The organism is Lederbergia citrea (assembly GCF_018343525.1).
Classification (GTDB): domain Bacteria; phylum Bacillota; class Bacilli; order Bacillales; family Bacillaceae_C; genus Lederbergia; species Lederbergia citrea.
Map to the genome: position 1 here is coordinate 147,316 of NZ_JAGYPH010000003.1, position 18,623 is coordinate 165,938.

The window sequence follows — 18,623 nt, forward strand, 5'->3', positions numbered from 1 at the left end:
CAAAATTTTCATATAATGCTTAACTAAAACCAAACACTCCATTTTAATAGAAATGGAGTGTTTGGGTAGCATTTTTATAGAGTCAGCGTTTCATTTGCCACAATATACTCCAACATCGAAATAATTTGAGCAGCGTCCTCCTTGTCGATATGTTTGCCTGAATGCTGCCCAACCCATTCCGCCAAACCTTCGAGCGTTTTATAACCATTTTCACGAGATTGCTGCGCTTGTTTTTCCTTTCCTTGATGATGAAAGCTTTCTGCCTTATCGAAAAGGCGCTGTGCGTTATCTAATTGGACCAGCAGTGAATTCCGAATGCCTTTAGGTTCTATTGCAGCCTTTTCCACTAACTCTTTCACAGTATTAATGTCCGGTTTTTGTACTGGCGGGTAATTAGCAAAAGATTGCCCAATAAATATATTGTCAAAGTTATATATTCCCGGATCCTCCATAGCCAGTCGAATTTCAACAATCGCAGACTTATCGATCTCGCCTTCAATCGATTTTAAAAGCAACGGAACTATTGACCATGAATTTGCCAAAGCTTTTGTATATGCATGCGTCTTCGCAGTTGCTTCATTTCCAGCTGCATCAATCAATGTAACTGTAGCTCTCTGCTCTTTTCCAGTAGTATTAAACACATCGAAAAGCAGATATTTCGGGAATGTATTTAACTCATCTGCCATATTGAATGTTTTACCATCTGGTGCTTTAATACTCACATATTGCTGTGTCACATCAAGGTTTGATCCATCAGTTACGACCAATTTAAGAGAGGCATCCCCTGCAGATTTATTTTCAAAATCCAAAGCTGCTGTTGCTCGTGTACCTGTTTCAAAAGTTGTCCCTGCATCAAGCTCTTCAAAATTAGCCACCAATGTTCTGTTATCTGAACTTCTAAAAGCCGGATTAGAGTAGTTACGAATTGTATCAGCAATATAATCGTTACGGGTAAAGCTTGTATCCGTTCCTACATTTCCCCATTTGTTTCTAATTTCCGCCTCACTATCTTTTTGAATGTTTACTTTTAAAGGGTCCCCAGTATACATGCCCCAGCTGCTACCTTGGCCCGTGACTTTATATGTCCACGTCGTAAAACTCCACCCTTGTTCCTCGTAAACACTTAGAGCATAGTCCCAGCTTTGTAAATTATTAAATAAGGTAAACTCGCCAACTAATAATGGTACATTATAATTGGTCATCTCATTGACCATTGGTATTTTCGAATCTACGAATTTCTTTTGAGAATGATAGCTGTCTATATTATCCCAGCCATAAAAATGGTATGAATACACGACATTTTCCCAGCCATATAAGTCAGGGTTCGGAAGATGGTACGGTTCCCATATTGCTTCGATAAAAATAATATGGTTCTGATCTTTATTTCTAATAGCTTGATAGAGTCGATCATAAAAATCAAATTGTTCGATGCCAAGTGCTCCACCAGGCTCGTTTAGCAAGTCATAGCCTGCTATCCACTTTTTATCCTTATATCTTTCGGCAATTTTCTCCCATAGAAATACGGTTTTATCCATATTTTCCTTGTTGCCAAATAAATTGCCCACATCCGGTTTGCTCGTATCACCTGAATGATCTTTTCCGTTTTGTGAACCAGGTGCACCGTGCATATCTAAAATTACATACAATTCTCTTTTTCCTGCTTCTTCTATAAACCAATCTAATCGATCAAAAGCAGTCGGTTTTAAACTGCCATCATCGTTTAACATTTCGAAATACGAAAATGGTAAACGGACGACATTCATTCCTTCTTCTTTGATGTTATCAAAATCAGATTCCATCCAGTAGTTGTCTTGATAAAGATTGATAAGCTCCCATGCTGTCTTTTCTCCGAATCTGGCAGTAAGCGTTTCTAGTGCCATCTTTTGATCAGGAGCATTCGTTGGCGACATCCAACCTTCCATCACCAACCATCCACCTGCATTCGTACCACGAAGAACAACTTCATCTCCTGCACCATAATGATCGCGCATTTTCTTTCCGTCTGTTTTTAAAAATGGAGTAGAACTTTTATCAATCATATATTTATTGATAGCTACTTCACTTTTATGCTGATCTTTCACAGCAATCGTTTTGATGACCGTATCTTTGGAAATTTTGATTGGTTTTGAGTATTTTTTAGAAGAAGTCGTTGGCTCCTTTCCATCGATCGTATAATAAATGGTCGCACCATCAGCCGCCGTCAGTTCGATGGATTGAGCAACGCCATATGTCCCCGCTGCAGGAATTGCCTTAGGTTTCGCCAAATTTTCCTTCTGGTGGATAACATAATCGAAAGTGCTCACTTTACTATAAATATCACCTTTCGGATTATAGGCGACGGCATTGATTGTAACACTCGACTCTAACCTTAACGGTTCTTTATAAAGGGTTGATTCCTTGTTTGGAGTCGTCCCATCAGTTGTATAATAGATTTGCACACCATTTGAAAGAGACCGCAGCTCCACCACAACAAAATTATCGTATTCACCAGACGGATGATAGGCAGTTGGTTGATCTGGCGGAATAGGTGGAAGCTTTTTCGCAAAAAATACTTGATCTATATAATAAACGCCTTCATTCCACTGACCAATTCGTACATCGGTAATGTTGGAAAAATCAATCCCAGTGAATCCACTCATCGGTACTTCATACCTTACCCATTGATTTTTCTTCGTGCTCATTGCCTTCCAGCCAAAGTCAGTCGATTTCCCGCTATTATCCGTTAAGGAAACTTTAATCGTATTCGAGCCTTGCATATCCTTAATATAAAACACCAAATACTCCATTCCAGTGGCATCAACTGATTCTCCTATTGATTTGACACTGATACTTCCTTTGCTTACACTCGGATCCCCACTAGATTCCACTTCATATTTCAGAGATTGGCTTCCATCAATGGCCTCATCCGTAGTCAATGTGCCAGCTGCCCCCTGAGCAGCCGTATATATATCACCTGCACCTTCAAAATCTTGAAACATGACCGCGTCTTCCGGAATTTCTGCATGTTTATGTACCGGCAACATCGTCAAAACCATTGACATAATAATGGATAATGACAATGCTTTGGATACTTTTGACAATATCCCTTTTTTCATCTTTTCCCCACCTTTATTAAAATTAAAAATTGAATTGCTCATAAATAGAAAGCGTTTACAAGCAATCTGTCATTCCGGATTATAGCATATGGTTACTGGGAATATGGAATTTTCACTGACAATTCAAACCAATTAGAACCTTCTAACTACATCACGCGAAAATATGCCTATTAATTCGAGGCTAAACTCATGATCCAAAAGACTTGGCAAGAATAACGTCAGGGGTTTTATATGAACAAGGGAATGTGAAGATTGGAAAGTCATTATATGTGCATTTTTTCGGCAACAATCATAAAAACAAAAAGGACCCATCCTTGCCTAATAGGTCTAATAGTGATACTCCTCATGAACGGTTTTTGATTCCCAGTCTGTCGCTTTTTCTCCCATACCTGTCCTCATGAACGCTTCATGATTCCCGTTCTATGGCTTTTTCTTCCATAACTGTACTCATGAACGCTTCATGATTCCCATTCTCGTTACCTGTCCTCATGAACGCTTCAGTCCCTCCCAAAACCCTCATTTTCCAATCAAAACTTTCTACCTACAACCACACTAATCCCTTATAACCAAAAGGTCGTGACTATTAAATTTAAATTGACATTTAGCTTTTTTTAAATTAAATTTTAATTATATTTCTATAATTTTGAATTTATAAAAAGAGGAGGTTGAGTAATGGCAAAGGGGACTTTGAAAGGAAAAAAACACAACAAACAGGCGGTAGACTTTGAAGAGATGGAAAGAAGTATTCCGTTTCAAGAGTTGATATTCGCAAAAAGAAAATTTTTGGTACCATCAATCGTTCTATTCTTCGGGTTATATTTATTGTTTCCAATTCTTATTTCTTACACAAATGTATTGGACAAACCAGCCATCGGTGATATTTCATGGACGTGGATCTATGCCCTTTTATTATTTGTAATGACATGGGTCTTGGCCACCATTTACATGAAAAAAGCCGCGGGATTCGATCGAATGGCTGAGAAAGTTTGGAAGGAAGAAGTACATGCTGAAGGGAGAAAAGCCCGATGAATAGTACCGTAATTATTCTCTTTTTAATTATTGTCGGAATGACGCTTTTGATTACATATTTTGCAGCGAAAAGGACGAACACGACCAATGAATTTTATACAGCTGGCGGGGGCTTAACAGGTTGGCAAAATGGTCTTGCCATTTCCGGTGATTATTTATCTGCAGCCTCTTTTCTTGGGATAGCAGGTGCAATCTCTTTATATGGTTTTGATGGTTTTTTATTTAGTATTGGCTACTTGGTCGCTTATTTAGTTGTTATGTTTATTGTTGCGGAGCCACTTCGTAATCTCGGGAAGTATACACTTGCCGATATGATTCATGCTCGTTTCGATGCAAAAAAAGTACGCGCGACCGCTGCTCTTAACACGATTACGATCGTTATCTTTTACATGATCGCCCAATTAGTTGGTGCAGGTGCACTTATTCAATTATTGTTTAAAATTGATTATTGGATAGCTGTGTTAATTGTCGGTGTAATGATGACTATTTATGTCATATTCGGAGGAATGACAGCAACTAGCTGGGTACAAATTATTAAAGCCGTTCTCTTAATGCTTGGTACAGTCATTATTTCCTTTTTAGTCCTTTCTCGTTTTCATTTTAATATTTTAGAAATGTTTACCACGATGAAATCAGCGACTCCTTTAGGAGAGGCTTACTTACATCCAGGTGTGAAGTACACGGCGCCATTAGATACAATCTCACTCATGATTGCACTCCTACTTGGTACAGCTGGCCTTCCGCATATTTTAATGAGATTCTTTACAGTCAGGGATGCTAAAACAGCACGCAGTTCCGTCATTTGGGCGACATGGATTGTTGGGATTTTCTATGTAATGACAATTTTTCTTGGCTTCGGTGCTGCCGCTTTTGTTGGCTCCGATGCAATTAAAAGCAGTAATGCTGCAGGAAATATGGCTGCCCCACTACTTGCACAAGTACTAGGCGGCGATGTATTAATGTCCTTTGTCTCAGCAGTTGCGTTTGCTACAATTTTAGCTGTTGTCGCCGGTCTTGTTTTATCCGGAGCTTCTGCTTTCGCTCATGATATTTTTGGACAAATTATCAAAAAAGGGAAAGCTACGGAGAAAGAACAAATGCGAGCTGCAAAATATGCTTCACTAGGCGTTTCAGTACTTTCGATTTTACTTGCACTATTTGCTCAAAACTTAAACGTCGCTTTTCTTGTCTCTTTAGCTTTTTGTGTTGCGGCTAGCGCAAACCTTCCTGTTATTGTTTATACGATTTATTGGAAGCGCTTTAATACAACAGGAGCAATGACAGGGATGTTATCAGGACTCTTGTCTTCTATTATTCTTGTCGCCATCAGTCCTAATGTCATTTCACCAGTAGAAGGCGCAGCCTTTTTCACAGGGGATCCAATTTTTCCATTAACGAATCCAGCCCTGTTCTCCGTTCCAATCGGTTTTATCGGAGCTGTCATCGGCACACTCGTTTCGAGCAAACAAGATGCGAAAAAATATGCAGAAGTGAAGGTAAAAGCTAATACGGGATATCATCTTTAATTAAAAATGAGGCTGTGTAGAAGTCACTTTTATGGACTTTCTATACAGCCCCTCTTCATGATATGGCTTTATCATATTTATTCGGATTTCTGTACTTATGAAGATCTAATAATGGCCACTTTTCTTTTTTGTAGAAGACGGGTGAGGGTACCGCAAGCCATTTACCTTGAAAGACAATTTTTCTTCCCTAGGGGCAATCGTAACGTATTTGATTTACCGTGAACAACGTTTTTCACCCTCTAAGGGGAATCGAAACCCATTCCATTTACCGTGAACAACGATTTTCTCCACTAAGGTAAATCGAAGCCCATTCCATTTACCGTGAGCAACGATTCCCACCTTCTAAGGGGAATCGAAACCCATTCCATTTACCGCAAGCAACGATTTCCACCTTCCAAGGGCAATCGAAACCCATTCCATTTACCGCAAGCAACGATTTCCACCTTCCAAGGGCAATCGAAACCCATTCCATTTACCGCAAGGAACGATTTCCACCTTCCAAGGGCAATCGAAACCCATTCCATTTACCGCAAATAACAATTCTCTCGATCTACGGGCAATGACCCGCCCTTCAGCCCGGAGTATCAACGAATTATTTGCAGCTTTATTTAGTTTGGTTCCAGTTCCTTGACAAAAGAAAAATGGTAAGCGAATTAAGTAAGAAGAAATAAATGCTTATTTTAGCAATTGTTTTCGAAACGTGGGAAACTGCTTAAACATTGAGACTACGAGAACTAGCATTTTGATCATTCTTGCACCTGATTTTTACATATCACGTTGTTGATACATATGTTATAACCATTGCATAAGGGAAGTATTATTTTTCAAGAATACATCATATGTTTAATTAGAAATGAAAGTGTATTGAAGGGAGTTATACCGTTATGCAGTGGATAAAATTTATGATTAAACAATTCCTAAAAGAGCCTTTGTGGTTTAAAATACTTATTTCTGCAACATTACTTATTTCAATTATTTTTAGCAATTCATTTTTTTCTAATAATGCTTATTTTCAAAGCTGCTCCAAATTAGCTGCGGCAATCTTTTTTTGTGCATATGCTATTAAATTTAGGAGAAATCTTGTAACTTCTGTTATCTTATTTACTTCAACAGTTATATGTATTTTTCTATCCATCCTGGCATTATTTAAGTGATTAACGTGACGTTTGTTCAATAAGCCAATGTATAATAAATGCTCAGAGCTTTTATGCCCTGAGCAATTTTAATGCCAATTATTGTGTATCTTCTTAATTCGAAAGCTGATTTTATTATTTATCAGCAAATTGCAATTTTGCACTTAAAAACCGAACCCGTTATCTTATATCAGCGAGTTTTTTATCATAATTAACCTTAATCTTTAAAATAGCCTAATTCAAAATTGATTCGGCGCTCAAATGATCAGTTGTACAATAAGCGAATGTCCACTTATCATCTTCGCGTACATATTTATTCAAAGCGCACATTTTCCCATCAAAACCTTCAAGCGAATCAGGCAAGATCAATGCCTTCGCCGCCGATTCCGTAGACGCTCCGTGACCCACGATCAAAATGGTTCCATCGTAACGCCAAATGATTTCGTCCAGCGCTTTTTTCACCCGATGAAGTACAACACCTTCATAATCGGTCTCTGGATATTCCGGTTGAACAAATGACTCGTAGTCCGGGTTTATATTTGGAAAAACCGAGAGCGCTTCCTCTTTAGTTAAGAGCTCAGGATCAGCGGGAAACCAATCCGGATTTAACATTTCCATAAAACCGTACTCGACATTGATAGGTAAATTTAGCTTTGAAGCCACCGCTTGAGCCGTTTGCAGCGTGCGAAAAAACGGAGAAGAAAAGATATGCGTGACATGTTGATTTTTTAAAAATTCACCAGTCTCTTCTGCCTGAATGATTCCCCGGCTGGATAAAGGAACATCGTCTTTACGTTTCAGGTAATGTCTAAAATATGCTTTATCATCGATATCGAGCCGAATTCCATGACGCAATATAAATACTTCATTGACCATGATGTTCCTCCTTACCTATGACCAAGTATCAATATAACTCAAATGATCTGTCGTAGATTGAACGAGTTCCCATTTCCCGTCTTGAAAAGTGAATTTATGCAGCGCGCACATTTTCTGGTTATATTCTTCTGGAGGATATTCCGTAGCTCTTCCCTTTTCCCATAAATTCCTTGTCGTTTCCCAGACAGAAGCTCCGTGCCCTACAATGAGAACAGGCTCGTCATAATGTTCAAATACATGTTCTAATGTCTTACCCACTCGCTCAAACACATCTACTTTCGAAATATTTTCCGGAAATTTCGGCATGACAAAGGATTTGTAATCCTTGTTTATGTTCGAGAAAATTTCAAATGCTTCTTCCTGAGTAATAATTTCCGGAAATGCACTAAACCAGATTTCGGCGAGCTGTTCCATAAATCCATATTCGATATTCACTTTTAAATCCAATTTTTCAGCGATAATATTCGCGGTCTGCAGCGTACGAAAAAACGGAGAAGCGAAAATATGCTTTATACCCTCGTCCTTAATAAACTCGGCCGTCTCCAGCGCTTGTTTAATTCCATTTGCCGAAAGCGGCGTATCATCGGGGCGCCTTGCATAATGACGCCAGTACGTTTCATCTTCCAAATCCAGTCTCATTCCATGACGCAAGAGGAAAATTTTATCCATTTTCTCATTCTCCTTCCTATGAATTCGCGTTGAATGAATCCATTAAAACTACACGGCAAGGCGTGCTGTTCACTCCAGGGATAAGCAGTGGCAGAGCTACTAATGTAAAAGGACCGATACCGTCTACCTTCCGTAAGTTAACAACCGGTGCTATGAGGAGACCGTCGTTCATGTATAAATTCCGTAAAAGTGATCCATCGTCATCGCGGGGATCTTGAATATGAGTGAGATCCGTTCCTAAAATACTAATTTTTTTCTCGACAACCCAGTCCATTGCTTCAGGAAGAAAGAAAGGATTATTTTCAACATAACCTGGCTTATTCCAATTTTTGTCCCATCCAGTACTGACGAGCAAAGCATCTCCGGGTTTAATTTTGTCCCCGACAGCTGCTTCAAGTTCTTCAGCACTGACTGGCTCTAGCGCTTCTTTTTCGGATAATTGTGCGACCCATGCAGTCTTAATAAAGCGATCTACTGGGACTTGGTCGATAGATTCCGTTCCAGCTAATAGGTGGTTGCCATTTTCGACATAAGTGCCAGCAAGCGAATGCATTTGGAAGCTATGGGAGCTAAAACCATCCTTTTCAATTGTAGCGATCGGTTCGATCCTCACAGGAGGAAACGGATCGCCATAGCCCCACATTCCACTTTCAATTGCTCCGGTTAAATCGTAAACCTTCATTCTAATCACCTTCCTCCAAATAATTATTGCGCCAATTGTCCACCATCAACGATAATTTCCGTTCCGGTAATAAAAGCCGCATCATTAGAAGCTAAAAATGCATAAACCCCTGCTACGTCTTCCGGCTTCCCTACTCTACTAAGAGAAATTTTTGTACGAATATATTCGTCCACAAATTCCTGGTCATCGATTGCTTCGGACATTGGAGTCTGAATATAGCCCGGACAAACGGAATTCACGCGAATGTTATGACGACCAAGCTCCAACGCCATCGTTTTAGTTAAAAGTACAATCCCGCCTTTTGATGCGTTATAATGCGCATATTTATGCTCACCAACAATCCCGTTCGTCGATGCCATATTAATGATAACGCCTTCCCCTTGTTTTACCATTTGCCTTGATACTCGCTGTGCGGTATAAAACATGCCATTTAAATTTACGTCTAGCATTTTCCGCCAGTGATCATCCTTGATTTCTAAGAAATCTTCTTCCCAAGCAATTCCGGCATTATTGGCTAAAATATCAATCCGGCCCCATTCCTGAACTGTTCGTTCAACGGCACTTTCTACTTGGTTGGCATCTGAAACATCGGTCAATATAGGTAAGACCTCGTATCCTAAAGCTTGAAATTCATTAACCGTTTCATTCAAATCTTCATTACTATTGGAAACTAAAGCTACCTTTGCTCCTTCCGCGGCGAAACGTTCGGCAATGGCTTTTCCTATTCCCCGAGATGCTCCTGTCACAAAGGCTATTTTGTTTTTAAATCGTTCCATATGAAATTACCTCCTTGAAAAAAAATAAGGACAAATCGGCAAATGCCACTTATCCTTATTTTAGAATTTGACTACTAAACTTGTATTGTGCTCCCTTTAAGGCCAGTGTTATAGCCTAATATGACTTCTTTGAATCTGTTCTCATCTGATGGAATCAATGGAAGTCGGGTCTCGCTGCTCGAAAAAATTCCGAGATGATGGAATAGTGCTTTCGTTGTTGGAATTTCATCCCCAGGTCCGAACATAATGATAAAAGGAAGCAAAACTTTCGTATAAATATCGAAGCTTTTCTCGCGATCGCCGCTTCGGTAAGCTTCCCAACACTCGCGGAATTCAGCTGGAAATACGGAAGGAGTGATAATCATACTTCCGTCCACTCCCGCTTCAAATGCTCGATAACAAATTATGTCGTCGCCGCCGAAAACCTTTAAATTTGTTTTTTCCTTTAGGGTGCGAATTTTTGAGAAAGAATGATCGGTCATTTTAATATATTTAACTTTTGGAACGGCTTCAGCTAATTGGATTAAATCATTTGCCGTAAATCGCGTATTTGTTGTAACTGGATTATCGTAAAAAGCGATGTCCAATCCAGTACGTTCAGCAATTTCGCCGACATATTCAATCACCATTTCAAGGGAGTTTGGAAAATAGTATGGGCTCGGAATCAATGCTGTTCTCACTCCAGCATCAGCTGCATGTAAGCCAATCTCCACAGCTTGGTTTAAATTCGTATCGCCAAGACCGACAACGATATGCTTATCTTTTGGCATTATTTTTGAAAGATAATCTACAACAGTAACTCTTTCTTCCTTCGACAAAGCTGGTGCTTCCCCCGTACTGCCACAAACTACATATCCTTCTAAGTGATCAACTGTTTTATTTAGTAGATTATCAAAATCACTTAAATGTACCTTACCGTTCAAAAAAGGGGTAGGAATAACTGGAATATTACCGCTTATAGCCATTTAACAATCCCTCCAAAGTTCTCATGTATTTTTATCTGGTAGATGTGCAATAGCATCAATTTCGACTAGGATGTCGTCGAGCCCTGCTTCCACACAAGTTCTTGCCGGCATCGGCTGGTTAAAAAACTGTACGTATACACTATTAAAACGATCAAAATCTTTAAGACTAGCTAAAAACACATTCACCTTTATAACATCATCCATTGTACATTCGGCCGCTTTTAATATATTTTGGATATTTTTCAATGTTAGTTCCGTCTGCTCTTCAATGGTGCTGCCAACAACGCCTCCTGATTGTGGATCGAGAGGGCCTTGACCGGAAACGTAGACGAAATCTCCTGCAATAATCCCTTGTGAATAGGGTCCATTACCCGAAGAAGCTTCAGGTGTACGAATTGCTCTTCTCATCACTGTGCACATCCTTTTCAACATATCCACACCACTCTAAAGCAGTCAGTGTGTATATCTCAACAAGTTTCAAAAACTCTGGAATATCGAGATGTTCATCAGGGGCATGCGCATTTGCCCCAACAGGTCCCATAACAATGGCAGGTGTTTCCGTATATACGTTAAACATAAAGGCATCGCATGCAAATGGAGCACCAGTAACATTGCCGTATTTTTGATCAGTTGCTTCACTTGTTATTTCAGATAGCAGATTGATTAATGGGAAGTTTTGATCAATCTCTGCACCCGGTAAAAAGCGAATGACTTTCGTAAATACTGGTTCGTTCCAAGTCGGGTATTGATCTTCATATTTCGCACGAAAACCATCGATAATTTCCTTTTTTAAATCTTCTTCAGAAACATTCGGATGACATTCCACCCAAATGTCCACATGGCATTCCGTCGGGCCTGAATCACATAAAGCTGCTGTCATGTCGCCTGCCTCAAGTCTTGTAACGATAACTGGAAGAACGTGATCATCTTCGAAATAAGGGGCCGGACCGCCTTTCTGCTGACGGTTAAACTCATACTCTTCTAAAAAGACTATGAATTTAGCGGCTATATTTGCCGGATTCACGATAGTTTCCCCACTAAAAGACATTCCAGTATTTCCACTGAATGTGACCCGCCATAAGGCTCCGCCATGTGTTCCAGGACAAACAGCCATATTTGTCGGTTCAGGAATAATCGCCGCGTCAGGATTATAACCCCTTACTCGACTAGCTAAAGTTCCGTTCGCCCCACCAAACTCTTCATCAACGACGGATTCAACGAGAAGATCGCCTTTTACTTGAAAACCTAATTCTTGTATACAGCGAATCGCCATAATGGATGCTGCGAGTCCACCTTTCATATCAAAGGTTCCTAATCCGTAGAGCTTCTCATCTTTTATGACCGGCTTCCACGGATCCTTCTCCCATCCAGAAGCCGCAACAGTCGTATCCATATGGCTAGAAAAGATGAGTGATTTTCCGTCGCCGCTACCTTTCAACGTAGCTACGACATTGGGACGATTCGAATAATTCTTCCCCGGAAAATATCCCGGATGTTCTTTTAATCCCGGAACTTCTTCAAGTGTAAACATGTCCACTTCTAGATCCATATCCCTTAGAACTTGTGAAAGAAATATTTGAGCTTCCTTCTCATTTCCCGTAACTACATGATTAACCGTATTATGGGAAACAAGGTCTTGCACAAGTTGGATGATACGACTTTCATTTTTTTGAACCCACTCTGTAATCGCTTCCCTTACTTTGCTCAATCAACAATCCTCCTTAAAATGTTTTTTCCTGTACGGTGATGTTTAATTTTGTTCTGTATTTTAAATATCTGTTTTACATCCAGAACTTAAACTCACTATAGCATCACCATTCTGAATCGTCAATCACTTAAATGGTTAAATATTCAAATAATATGTAGCGTACCTTAAGCTTTTTGTGTTAAAAGATTCATAGACCCTTCTACTTGCTTCTGTAGTGTTAGCATAATTTTCGCTACTTTACCTGGCCCCGATATTAATTTCTCAAAACAGACGGATCCTTCTTCAAGTGGGGCGTGAATCGTCCAAGGCAGCAAATTCACTCTGCCTTCGCTAATCCATTGTAAAGCTGTTTCAAAGTCGAGTGGGCTGTTAGAAAAGGCACCGAACATCTTGATTTCATTTCTAATGGCATCATTCACAGGAAGATTTGTTTCATTTTGATGAAGGCCAGAAAAGACTACACTTCCACCTGGTCTAACATACTCCAAACATTGTAAACGCGTGATTTCAACACCGACTGCATCGACGGCTGCATCAAAAGATCCTACTTCGTAATCTCGTAAACTAGTTTTGGATACCCCACCTAGTTCCTCCACGATTTCCAACCGTTCCTCGTTAAGGTCTACAACCACAATGTTCTTCAGGCCATAAACTTGGGCCGCCTGTAGTGTAAAAAGTCCAATCGGACCGGCACCCAAAATCAGCAAACGATCTGTTGGATCTAACTGAAGCAAGCGACATAAATGAACAGCAACCGCAAAAGGTTCCGCTAATGCCCCCTCATCAAAAGAAACATGGTCCTCAAGCAAATAAACATTCTTCTCTGGAACTGCCACATACTCAGCAAATGCACCTGGACGATGCGCACCAACTAGACTTCGTTCCGCGCATAACTGAGCAGATCCTGTCGTACAGTAGCGGCATTCTCCGCAAGTAATGAGCGGATTCACTGTCACACGGTCTCCTGACTTCAATTTCGCCACATCGCTGCCTGTTTTAGCAACCATGCCCGCGAACTCATGTCCCATGATGAGCGGTGGTTTACGAAGTGAATTATGCCCTAAATAACCACTTAATTCAGAGCCACAAATTCCAACCCGTTCGACGCGAATAAGCACCTCACCCGGCCGTGGAGAGGGAATAGGCAATTCCCTCATATTCATTAATTCCGGGCCTTCATAGATTAGCGCTTTCATTACTGATCCGCTCATACCGTCACTCCACCAACTTTGTTGAAAGCCGGAAGCCATTCCTTGTTCACTTCAAATAACTCATCGACCATATTTTTAATCTCAGCCAAGCTTAGTACTGCTGAAGTGAGTGGATCCATACAAATGGCTTGGAAGACCTTCCTTTTATCGCCCGTCAATGCAGCTTCAACAGCCAAACTTTCGCAGCGCGCATGTGTATTAGCAAGAACAGCAAGATGTTCAGGCATGTTGCCGACCTTAATCGGATCAAAGCCTCGCTTGGACGCTAAAATTGGTATCTCTACACAGCTTCCTTCTGGTAGATTATCTATATAGCCACGATTCTCAATGTTTCCGTTAAAAGTAAAGAGTGTTCCGTCTCCCATCATCGCATTCAAAATATACGATGCGTATTCGGTACTTCTCGTCAAATTCACAGGCTCCTCTAACGATGCCTTCAGCTCATTTTTCCAAGTTTGCTCCTGATCCAGATACTCATTTAAAATGTAGGCATATTCCCCAGGATTCCAACCGGTTCCATGTGTGCAATACTTTTCAATCAAATCTGGTCGCTTTCTGAACCAGGCATTATATTCGGAGTTATGTCCACTTGACTCAGTGACGTAATAATCCAAGTGAAGGAACATTTCATTACGTACGAGCTCTTCATTATAAATGGTCGGATCCTCCATCAATTTTCTCAAGCGAGGATACGCATCTTCGCCATTCCATTTAAATTCTGAATAAAAAGCCAAATGGTTGATACCAGAACAAGTATACGTAATCTCTTCAATCGGAGCCCCAAGCCAACGGGCAAGCATCTCAGCCGTATGCTGGACACTGTGACATAATCCTACATAATTCACTTTGGTTGTATCCTGCACTGCTTTACTAAGCATCGTCATCGGGTTCGTATAATTTAAAAAGACGGCGTCAGGGCAATATTTCTCCATGTCTTTCGCAATATCGACCATGACTGGTATCGTTCTTAACGCGCGGAAAATTCCCGCAGGTCCTCTTGTGTCTCCTACATTAATATCGACTCCGTATTTTTTAGGTATTTCGATATCATGCCGAAATATATGTACTCCTCCGACAAGAATGGTGCAGATGACTGCATCTGCTCCTTGTAAAGCTTCGGCGCGATTCGTCGTCGCGACAACCTTAGCCGGGAAGTTCCCCTCCGCAATGATTCTTTCTACAACCTTTTTAACAACATCCAATCGTTCTTCGTCAATATCCATCAAGGTAATCGTGCTTTCTGCCAACGCCGGAAAAGTTAAAATATCCGTAACTAGCTTACGAGTAAATCCAAGGCTTCCTGCTCCGATAAACGTGAAATTCGACATTCTTTGTCTCCTCCAATACAATTGTAAATTTTTATAGATCGTTTAACCTTTTACGCTGCCCAACACAATTCCTTTAACAAAGTACTTTTGCAGGAATGGATAAACAAGCAATATAGGCAGAGAACCAAGGAAAACCTGTGCAGATTTTAAGGTTTGTTCATTAAGTGATTTGATTAATTCCTTGCTTGCTCCTCTCATGAACTGCTGGTCCATCTTAACGATGATTGTCTGCATATAGCTTTGCAGCGGGTAATTTTCCGGGGAGTTCATATATATCAATCCATCAAACCAGCTATTCCAATGATATACGATTGAAAATAACGTCAATGTAGCCAAAGCAGGCAAAGAGGCCGGAAGGTATATTTTAAATAAAATTGAAAAGTGCCCTGCCCCATCCATAAACGCCGACTCTTCAAGCTCTTTCGGAATACCGCGGAAGAAATTCAGCAAAAGTACTACACTGAAAATCTGAAGCGCTCCCGGCAGTACCAATGCCCAGATCGTGTCAATGATTCCAACAGATTTAATGACGATGTAACTCGGTATAAGCCCACCACCAAAAAACATCGTAAATACGAAAAACCAGGAAAAAATCGTCCTTGAACGGAAGGTTTTTACTTCTTTAGATAACGGATATGCCGTTAAGACGACCAAAATCATATTAATGCCGACTCCAAGCAGTACGCGTTTCACAGTTATCAGCATCGATGTGATAAACTGTGGCTTCGCTATAACGAGCTTGTAGGAAGCTAACGTAAAATCAACGGGCAGAAATTTCACTGATCCCGCTGTAACAGCAGCTTTAGAACTTAATGAAACGGCCAATACATGACATAGCGGTAGCAAACAAGTCAATGCAAGTAAGGCCAAAAGCGTGTAGTTTATTATTAAAAATATTCGATATCCAATCGATTTATCAGCAACCATCATTCCACTCTCCTTACTTATGTTTTAGAAGATTCGGTAATTCGCCAAGCGGTAGGCAAGGAAATAAGAAAGAGAAACCATAACTAAAGATATGAGAGATTTAAACAGCCCTACTGCGGCGGCAAAAGAATATTGAGCATCGATCAACCCTATTCTGTATACATACGTGTCGATGATGTCGCCAGTCTTGTAAAGAGCAGGACCATAAAGCATTAACACTTGCTCAAAACCCGCATTCAGAATATCACCCAGGCTTAAAGTCGCAACAAGGATGATGATTGGAAGCATGGCTGGAAGCGTAACATTCCAAGTTTGTTTCCAACGGTTTGCTCCATCGATTGAAGCTGCCTCGTATAATGTGGGATCCACATTCGTGATCGCTGCTAAAAAAACAATGGTACTGAATCCTACGTTTTTCCATATATCGGAACCAACTAACACATACGGAAAAATAGGGGCGTTATTTAAAAAGAGAATCGGATCGATACCGAAAACTCCCAAAAACTGATTGACGATGCCGTCTGCCGATAATAATTGGAATAGAATTCCTCCGAGTATAACCCAAGAAAGGAAGTATGGGGCGTAAATAACGACCTGAACGAATCTTTTATACCATTCTTTCATTACCTCATTTAAAGAAAGGGCGACAATAATCGGAAATATTAACCCAGCCACGATTTTCATCATTGCAATGAACAATGTGTTCCATACTACTTGACGAAAATCCGGTAGTTGGGTCATGAACCTGAAATGATCCAACCCTACCCAGTCCGATTCAAAGAAACCTTTAGCAGGGATAAAATTTTGAAAGGCCATAATAATCCCAAGCATCGGTCCGTAAGAAAAAATCAGCACCAAAATGAAACCTGGAAGTAACATTAAATAGAGGGGAATTTCCCTTTTTGTCCTAGGAGAAAGTTTAACTTTTGATTCTCTACTAACTCTAGGAGAAACACTAACAATCTGAGTATCAGTATTTAGAACTTTTTTTGTAGTAAGCACGCATCTCTCACCTCGGAAATCCCGTTTTCCACCCGACCTTAGAGGGACGGGTGAAAAATAGGAAGATTGTATACCTAGTCATGCAACGCTATTTTGATTTATACCATTCATTAACTTCCTTCGTAATATCGTCTCCGCCTTGCTTTTTCCATTGGTCTACGAAAGTATCAAATTTGTTTATATCGGCCCCGTTTACGATCTCAATGAAAGTTTCGAGGAATAACTTATCCAAGTTTGCTTGTTTTGAAGTCATAGCCGGTGTCGGAGCGCCATAAAACTCGTTGTTTATAAAAGAGAACGAATCATAAAGTCCGAGTGACCCGCCTTCTCCATATTCAAGAGTAATGCCCCAGTAAGTATCGTCTCCTGCTTTATAGTCTTCAATTTCTTCATAGTGTTTCATTTCACCAGGATGAAGATTTGAATTGTCTCCAGTTTTATATGCATTTTCTATAGATTGTTGGAACTTAATATTTTTACCCCATGGCTCAACATGTGCTGGTCCCAATTTCCATAATGAACTATCTCGCGGATCTACTTGTGGATCATCTCCCCAATAATGCTCCGCAACCAAATTCAACATTTCTATAAATGCTTGGGGATGTGCATAACCTTTTTTAAGAACATAGTAGCTGTTCACCTGAATCGTTTCCTGTAAGTGCAGCGCTGGTTTATCGTCGACGGACATAAACGGAAAGGCTTTCCATTCAGCGTCAGGATCACTATCTTTAACAAGCTGTAATGGCCATTCTGGAGCCCACCATTGCCCAAAATGAATGCCGAGCTTGCCGTTGATCATGTCCTCACGTGATCTTTCACCATCATCACTGACTGTCCATTCTTGGTGGATAAGCCCTTTCTTCTTAAGGTCTTGAAGGCTTTGTAAAGCGTCCTTCATTTCTGGTTGAATATTTCCATTAACAAGATTTCCATCAGCATCTTTAATCCAAGCGTTGGGATAAGCATGATAAGCTGAAAATAATCCACTTAAGCTGTACATATTCCACGCATCCGTGCCTGCTTCAAATCCGTAATTTTTGCTTGGATCCATTGCTTTGAAGGCTTCCGCGATGGCAATGACGTCTTGGAAAGTTTTTGGTTCTGATAAACCGAGCTTCTTAAGCCAATCCGTTCTAATCCATGTCATAAATCCTTCTTCCGCGGGATTCTGTACATCTGGAAGAAAATATAGTTTGCCATCTCTCTTCAGTGGTGCAAGTGCTTCTTCAGGCATAAGTTCTTTAACTAATGGAGAAGCATATTCATCAAATACTTCTGTTAGATCCTCAGCAAGATCCGCTTCAATAATTTGATCAAGTTGGTTTATCTCGCTACCTCGTACGGTAAATAAATCTGGCAAATCATTTGTTACAATAAGCGCATTCAATTTCTGGTTGTATTCATCGCCACTTTTCATCCCAAGTGTTACATCCAATTTGACGCCAAGTTCTTCCTCAACAAGTCGGGTCCATTTATTATCCTTCGTTGATTGACCGTCTGGGAAGTTTACATCGGCATCCACTCTGCCAACTGCAAAAGTCATTTCAAGTGGCGGGTCGTATTTTCCATCCTTTTTTTCCGCCGGGGCTGTATTTGAAGGTGACTGATTCTTCGATGTAGATGATGTCTCTTTACTTGAACAACCAACCATCAAAAGCATTATTAGCATAAAAATTATTAGCCTATTGATTAATCG

Annotated in this window: 16 protein-coding genes and 1 pseudogene; 3 read left to right on the top strand and 14 right to left on the bottom strand. The window is 40.3% G+C overall.

The annotated features are described in order from the left end of the window. Positions 1 to 74: 74 nt before the first annotated feature. Positions 75 to 3,095 carry a chitobiase/beta-hexosaminidase C-terminal domain-containing protein gene (locus tag KHA88_RS15315; protein ID WP_213122401.1) on the bottom strand — a complete coding sequence of 1,007 codons (3,021 nt, stop codon included), beginning with the start codon at positions 3,093 to 3,095 and terminating at the stop codon, positions 75 to 77. Positions 3,096 to 3,767: 672 nt separating this feature from the next. On the opposite strand from KHA88_RS15315, the gene KHA88_RS15320 reads away from it, so the two are divergent. Both KHA88_RS15320 and KHA88_RS15325 read left to right on the top strand, forming a co-directional pair. Further along, positions 3,768 to 4,124 (top strand): DUF485 domain-containing protein, encoded by a 357-nt coding sequence (locus tag KHA88_RS15320; protein WP_213122402.1) that lies wholly within the window; start codon positions 3,768 to 3,770, stop codon positions 4,122 to 4,124. Further along, positions 4,121 to 5,650, top strand: a complete 1,530-nt coding sequence (locus KHA88_RS15325; RefSeq protein WP_213122403.1) for a solute symporter family protein — start codon at positions 4,121 to 4,123, stop codon at positions 5,648 to 5,650. The genes KHA88_RS15320 and KHA88_RS15325 overlap by 4 nt, the downstream gene beginning before the upstream one ends. 368 nt (positions 5,651 to 6,018) lie before the next feature. On the opposite strand, the gene KHA88_RS15330 is transcribed toward KHA88_RS15325, so the two are convergent. Further along, positions 6,019 to 6,174, bottom strand: coding sequence for a hypothetical protein (locus tag KHA88_RS15330; protein ID WP_213122404.1), 156 nt, complete (start codon positions 6,172 to 6,174; stop codon positions 6,019 to 6,021). A 54-nt stretch (positions 6,175 to 6,228) separates the two neighbouring features. On the opposite strand from KHA88_RS15330, the pseudogene KHA88_RS15335 reads away from it, so the two are divergent. Beyond that, positions 6,229 to 6,366: pseudogene (locus KHA88_RS15335) on the top strand (IS1595-like element ISSpps1 family transposase); the annotation flags it as partial. 651 nt (positions 6,367 to 7,017) lie between these two features. Here the strand turns inward: KHA88_RS15335 and KHA88_RS15340 are convergent. The 12 genes from KHA88_RS15340 to KHA88_RS15395 all read right to left on the bottom strand — a co-directional run bounded on the left by KHA88_RS15340 (position 7,018) and on the right by KHA88_RS15395 (position 18,596). Then, positions 7,018 to 7,659 carry a histidine phosphatase family protein gene (locus KHA88_RS15340; RefSeq protein WP_213122405.1) on the bottom strand — a complete coding sequence of 214 codons (642 nt, stop codon included), beginning with the start codon at positions 7,657 to 7,659 and terminating at the stop codon, positions 7,018 to 7,020. A 15-nt stretch (positions 7,660 to 7,674) separates the two neighbouring features. Then, a complete protein-coding gene (locus tag KHA88_RS15345) occupies positions 7,675 to 8,328 on the bottom strand; it encodes a histidine phosphatase family protein (RefSeq protein ID WP_213108229.1) in 654 nt (217 codons plus the stop codon). 16 nt (positions 8,329 to 8,344) lie between these two features. Continuing rightward, positions 8,345 to 9,010, bottom strand: a complete 666-nt coding sequence (locus tag KHA88_RS15350; protein WP_213099275.1) for a cyclase family protein — start codon at positions 9,008 to 9,010, stop codon at positions 8,345 to 8,347. Positions 9,011 to 9,033: 23 nt separating this feature from the next. Further along, on the bottom strand, positions 9,034 to 9,786 hold the full coding sequence (locus tag KHA88_RS15355; RefSeq protein WP_213099274.1) for an SDR family NAD(P)-dependent oxidoreductase: 753 nt from the start codon (positions 9,784 to 9,786) through the stop codon (positions 9,034 to 9,036). 74 nt (positions 9,787 to 9,860) lie between these two features. Further along, positions 9,861 to 10,751, bottom strand: coding sequence for a dihydrodipicolinate synthase family protein (locus KHA88_RS15360; RefSeq protein WP_213122406.1), 891 nt, complete (start codon positions 10,749 to 10,751; stop codon positions 9,861 to 9,863). A gap of 21 nt (positions 10,752 to 10,772) precedes the next feature. Continuing rightward, positions 10,773 to 11,159: a RidA family protein gene (locus KHA88_RS15365; protein WP_213099272.1), complete on the bottom strand. Its 387-nt coding sequence runs from the start codon at positions 11,157 to 11,159 to the stop codon at positions 10,773 to 10,775. Further along, the gene (locus KHA88_RS15370) at positions 11,134 to 12,459 is read right to left on the bottom strand and encodes a M20/M25/M40 family metallo-hydrolase (RefSeq protein WP_213122407.1); all 1,326 of its coding nucleotides are present in this window, start codon (positions 12,457 to 12,459) and stop codon (positions 11,134 to 11,136) included. Before KHA88_RS15370 ends, KHA88_RS15365 begins: the two co-directional genes overlap by 26 nt. Positions 12,460 to 12,623: 164 nt before the next feature. Continuing rightward, positions 12,624 to 13,670, bottom strand: a complete 1,047-nt coding sequence (locus KHA88_RS15375) for a zinc-dependent alcohol dehydrogenase (RefSeq protein WP_249313243.1) — start codon at positions 13,668 to 13,670, stop codon at positions 12,624 to 12,626. Continuing rightward, positions 13,667 to 14,998 (bottom strand): alpha-galactosidase, encoded by a 1,332-nt coding sequence (melA, locus tag KHA88_RS15380; protein ID WP_213099270.1) that lies wholly within the window; start codon positions 14,996 to 14,998, stop codon positions 13,667 to 13,669. The genes KHA88_RS15375 and melA overlap by 4 nt, the downstream gene beginning before the upstream one ends. A 42-nt stretch (positions 14,999 to 15,040) precedes the next feature. Then, entirely contained in the window at positions 15,041 to 15,925 is an 885-nt protein-coding gene (locus tag KHA88_RS15385) for a carbohydrate ABC transporter permease (protein WP_213099269.1), read from the bottom strand. A 24-nt stretch (positions 15,926 to 15,949) separates the two neighbouring features. After that, positions 15,950 to 16,804 (bottom strand): ABC transporter permease, encoded by an 855-nt coding sequence (locus KHA88_RS15390; RefSeq protein ID WP_213122593.1) that lies wholly within the window; start codon positions 16,802 to 16,804, stop codon positions 15,950 to 15,952. Between the two features lie 211 nt (positions 16,805 to 17,015). Next, positions 17,016 to 18,596, bottom strand: a complete 1,581-nt coding sequence (locus tag KHA88_RS15395) for an extracellular solute-binding protein (protein ID WP_213122408.1) — start codon at positions 18,594 to 18,596, stop codon at positions 17,016 to 17,018. Between the last annotated feature and the right edge of the window lie 27 nt (positions 18,597 to 18,623).

Bases quoted from the DNA above. Each gene is read 5' to 3' on its own strand.
- KHA88_RS15315 (WP_213122401.1), bottom strand. From the start codon at position 3,095: ATGAAAAAAGGGATATTGTCAAAAGTATCCAAAGCATTGTCATTATCC.
- KHA88_RS15320 (WP_213122402.1), top strand. From the start codon at position 3,768: ATGGCAAAGGGGACTTTGAAAGGAAAAAAACACAACAAACAGGCGGTA.
- KHA88_RS15325 (WP_213122403.1), top strand. From the start codon at position 4,121: ATGAATAGTACCGTAATTATTCTCTTTTTAATTATTGTCGGAATGACG.
- KHA88_RS15330 (WP_213122404.1), bottom strand. From the start codon at position 6,174: ATGGAATGGGTTTCGATTGCCCTTGGAAGGTGGAAATCGTTCCTTGCG.
- KHA88_RS15340 (WP_213122405.1), bottom strand. From the start codon at position 7,659: ATGGTCAATGAAGTATTTATATTGCGTCATGGAATTCGGCTCGATATC.
- KHA88_RS15345 (WP_213108229.1), bottom strand. From the start codon at position 8,328: ATGGATAAAATTTTCCTCTTGCGTCATGGAATGAGACTGGATTTGGAA.
- KHA88_RS15350 (WP_213099275.1), bottom strand. From the start codon at position 9,010: ATGAAGGTTTACGATTTAACCGGAGCAATTGAAAGTGGAATGTGGGGC.
- KHA88_RS15355 (WP_213099274.1), bottom strand. From the start codon at position 9,786: ATGGAACGATTTAAAAACAAAATAGCCTTTGTGACAGGAGCATCTCGG.
- KHA88_RS15360 (WP_213122406.1), bottom strand. From the start codon at position 10,751: ATGGCTATAAGCGGTAATATTCCAGTTATTCCTACCCCTTTTTTGAAC.
- KHA88_RS15365 (WP_213099272.1), bottom strand. From the start codon at position 11,159: ATGAGAAGAGCAATTCGTACACCTGAAGCTTCTTCGGGTAATGGACCC.
- KHA88_RS15375 (WP_249313243.1), bottom strand. From the start codon at position 13,670: ATGAGCGGATCAGTAATGAAAGCGCTAATCTATGAAGGCCCGGAATTA.
- melA (WP_213099270.1), bottom strand. From the start codon at position 14,998: ATGTCGAATTTCACGTTTATCGGAGCAGGAAGCCTTGGATTTACTCGT.
- KHA88_RS15385 (WP_213099269.1), bottom strand. From the start codon at position 15,925: ATGGTTGCTGATAAATCGATTGGATATCGAATATTTTTAATAATAAAC.
- KHA88_RS15390 (WP_213122593.1), bottom strand. From the start codon at position 16,804: ATGTTACTTCCAGGTTTCATTTTGGTGCTGATTTTTTCTTACGGACCG.
- KHA88_RS15395 (WP_213122408.1), bottom strand. From the start codon at position 18,596: ATGCTAATAATGCTTTTGATGGTTGGTTGTTCAAGTAAAGAGACATCA.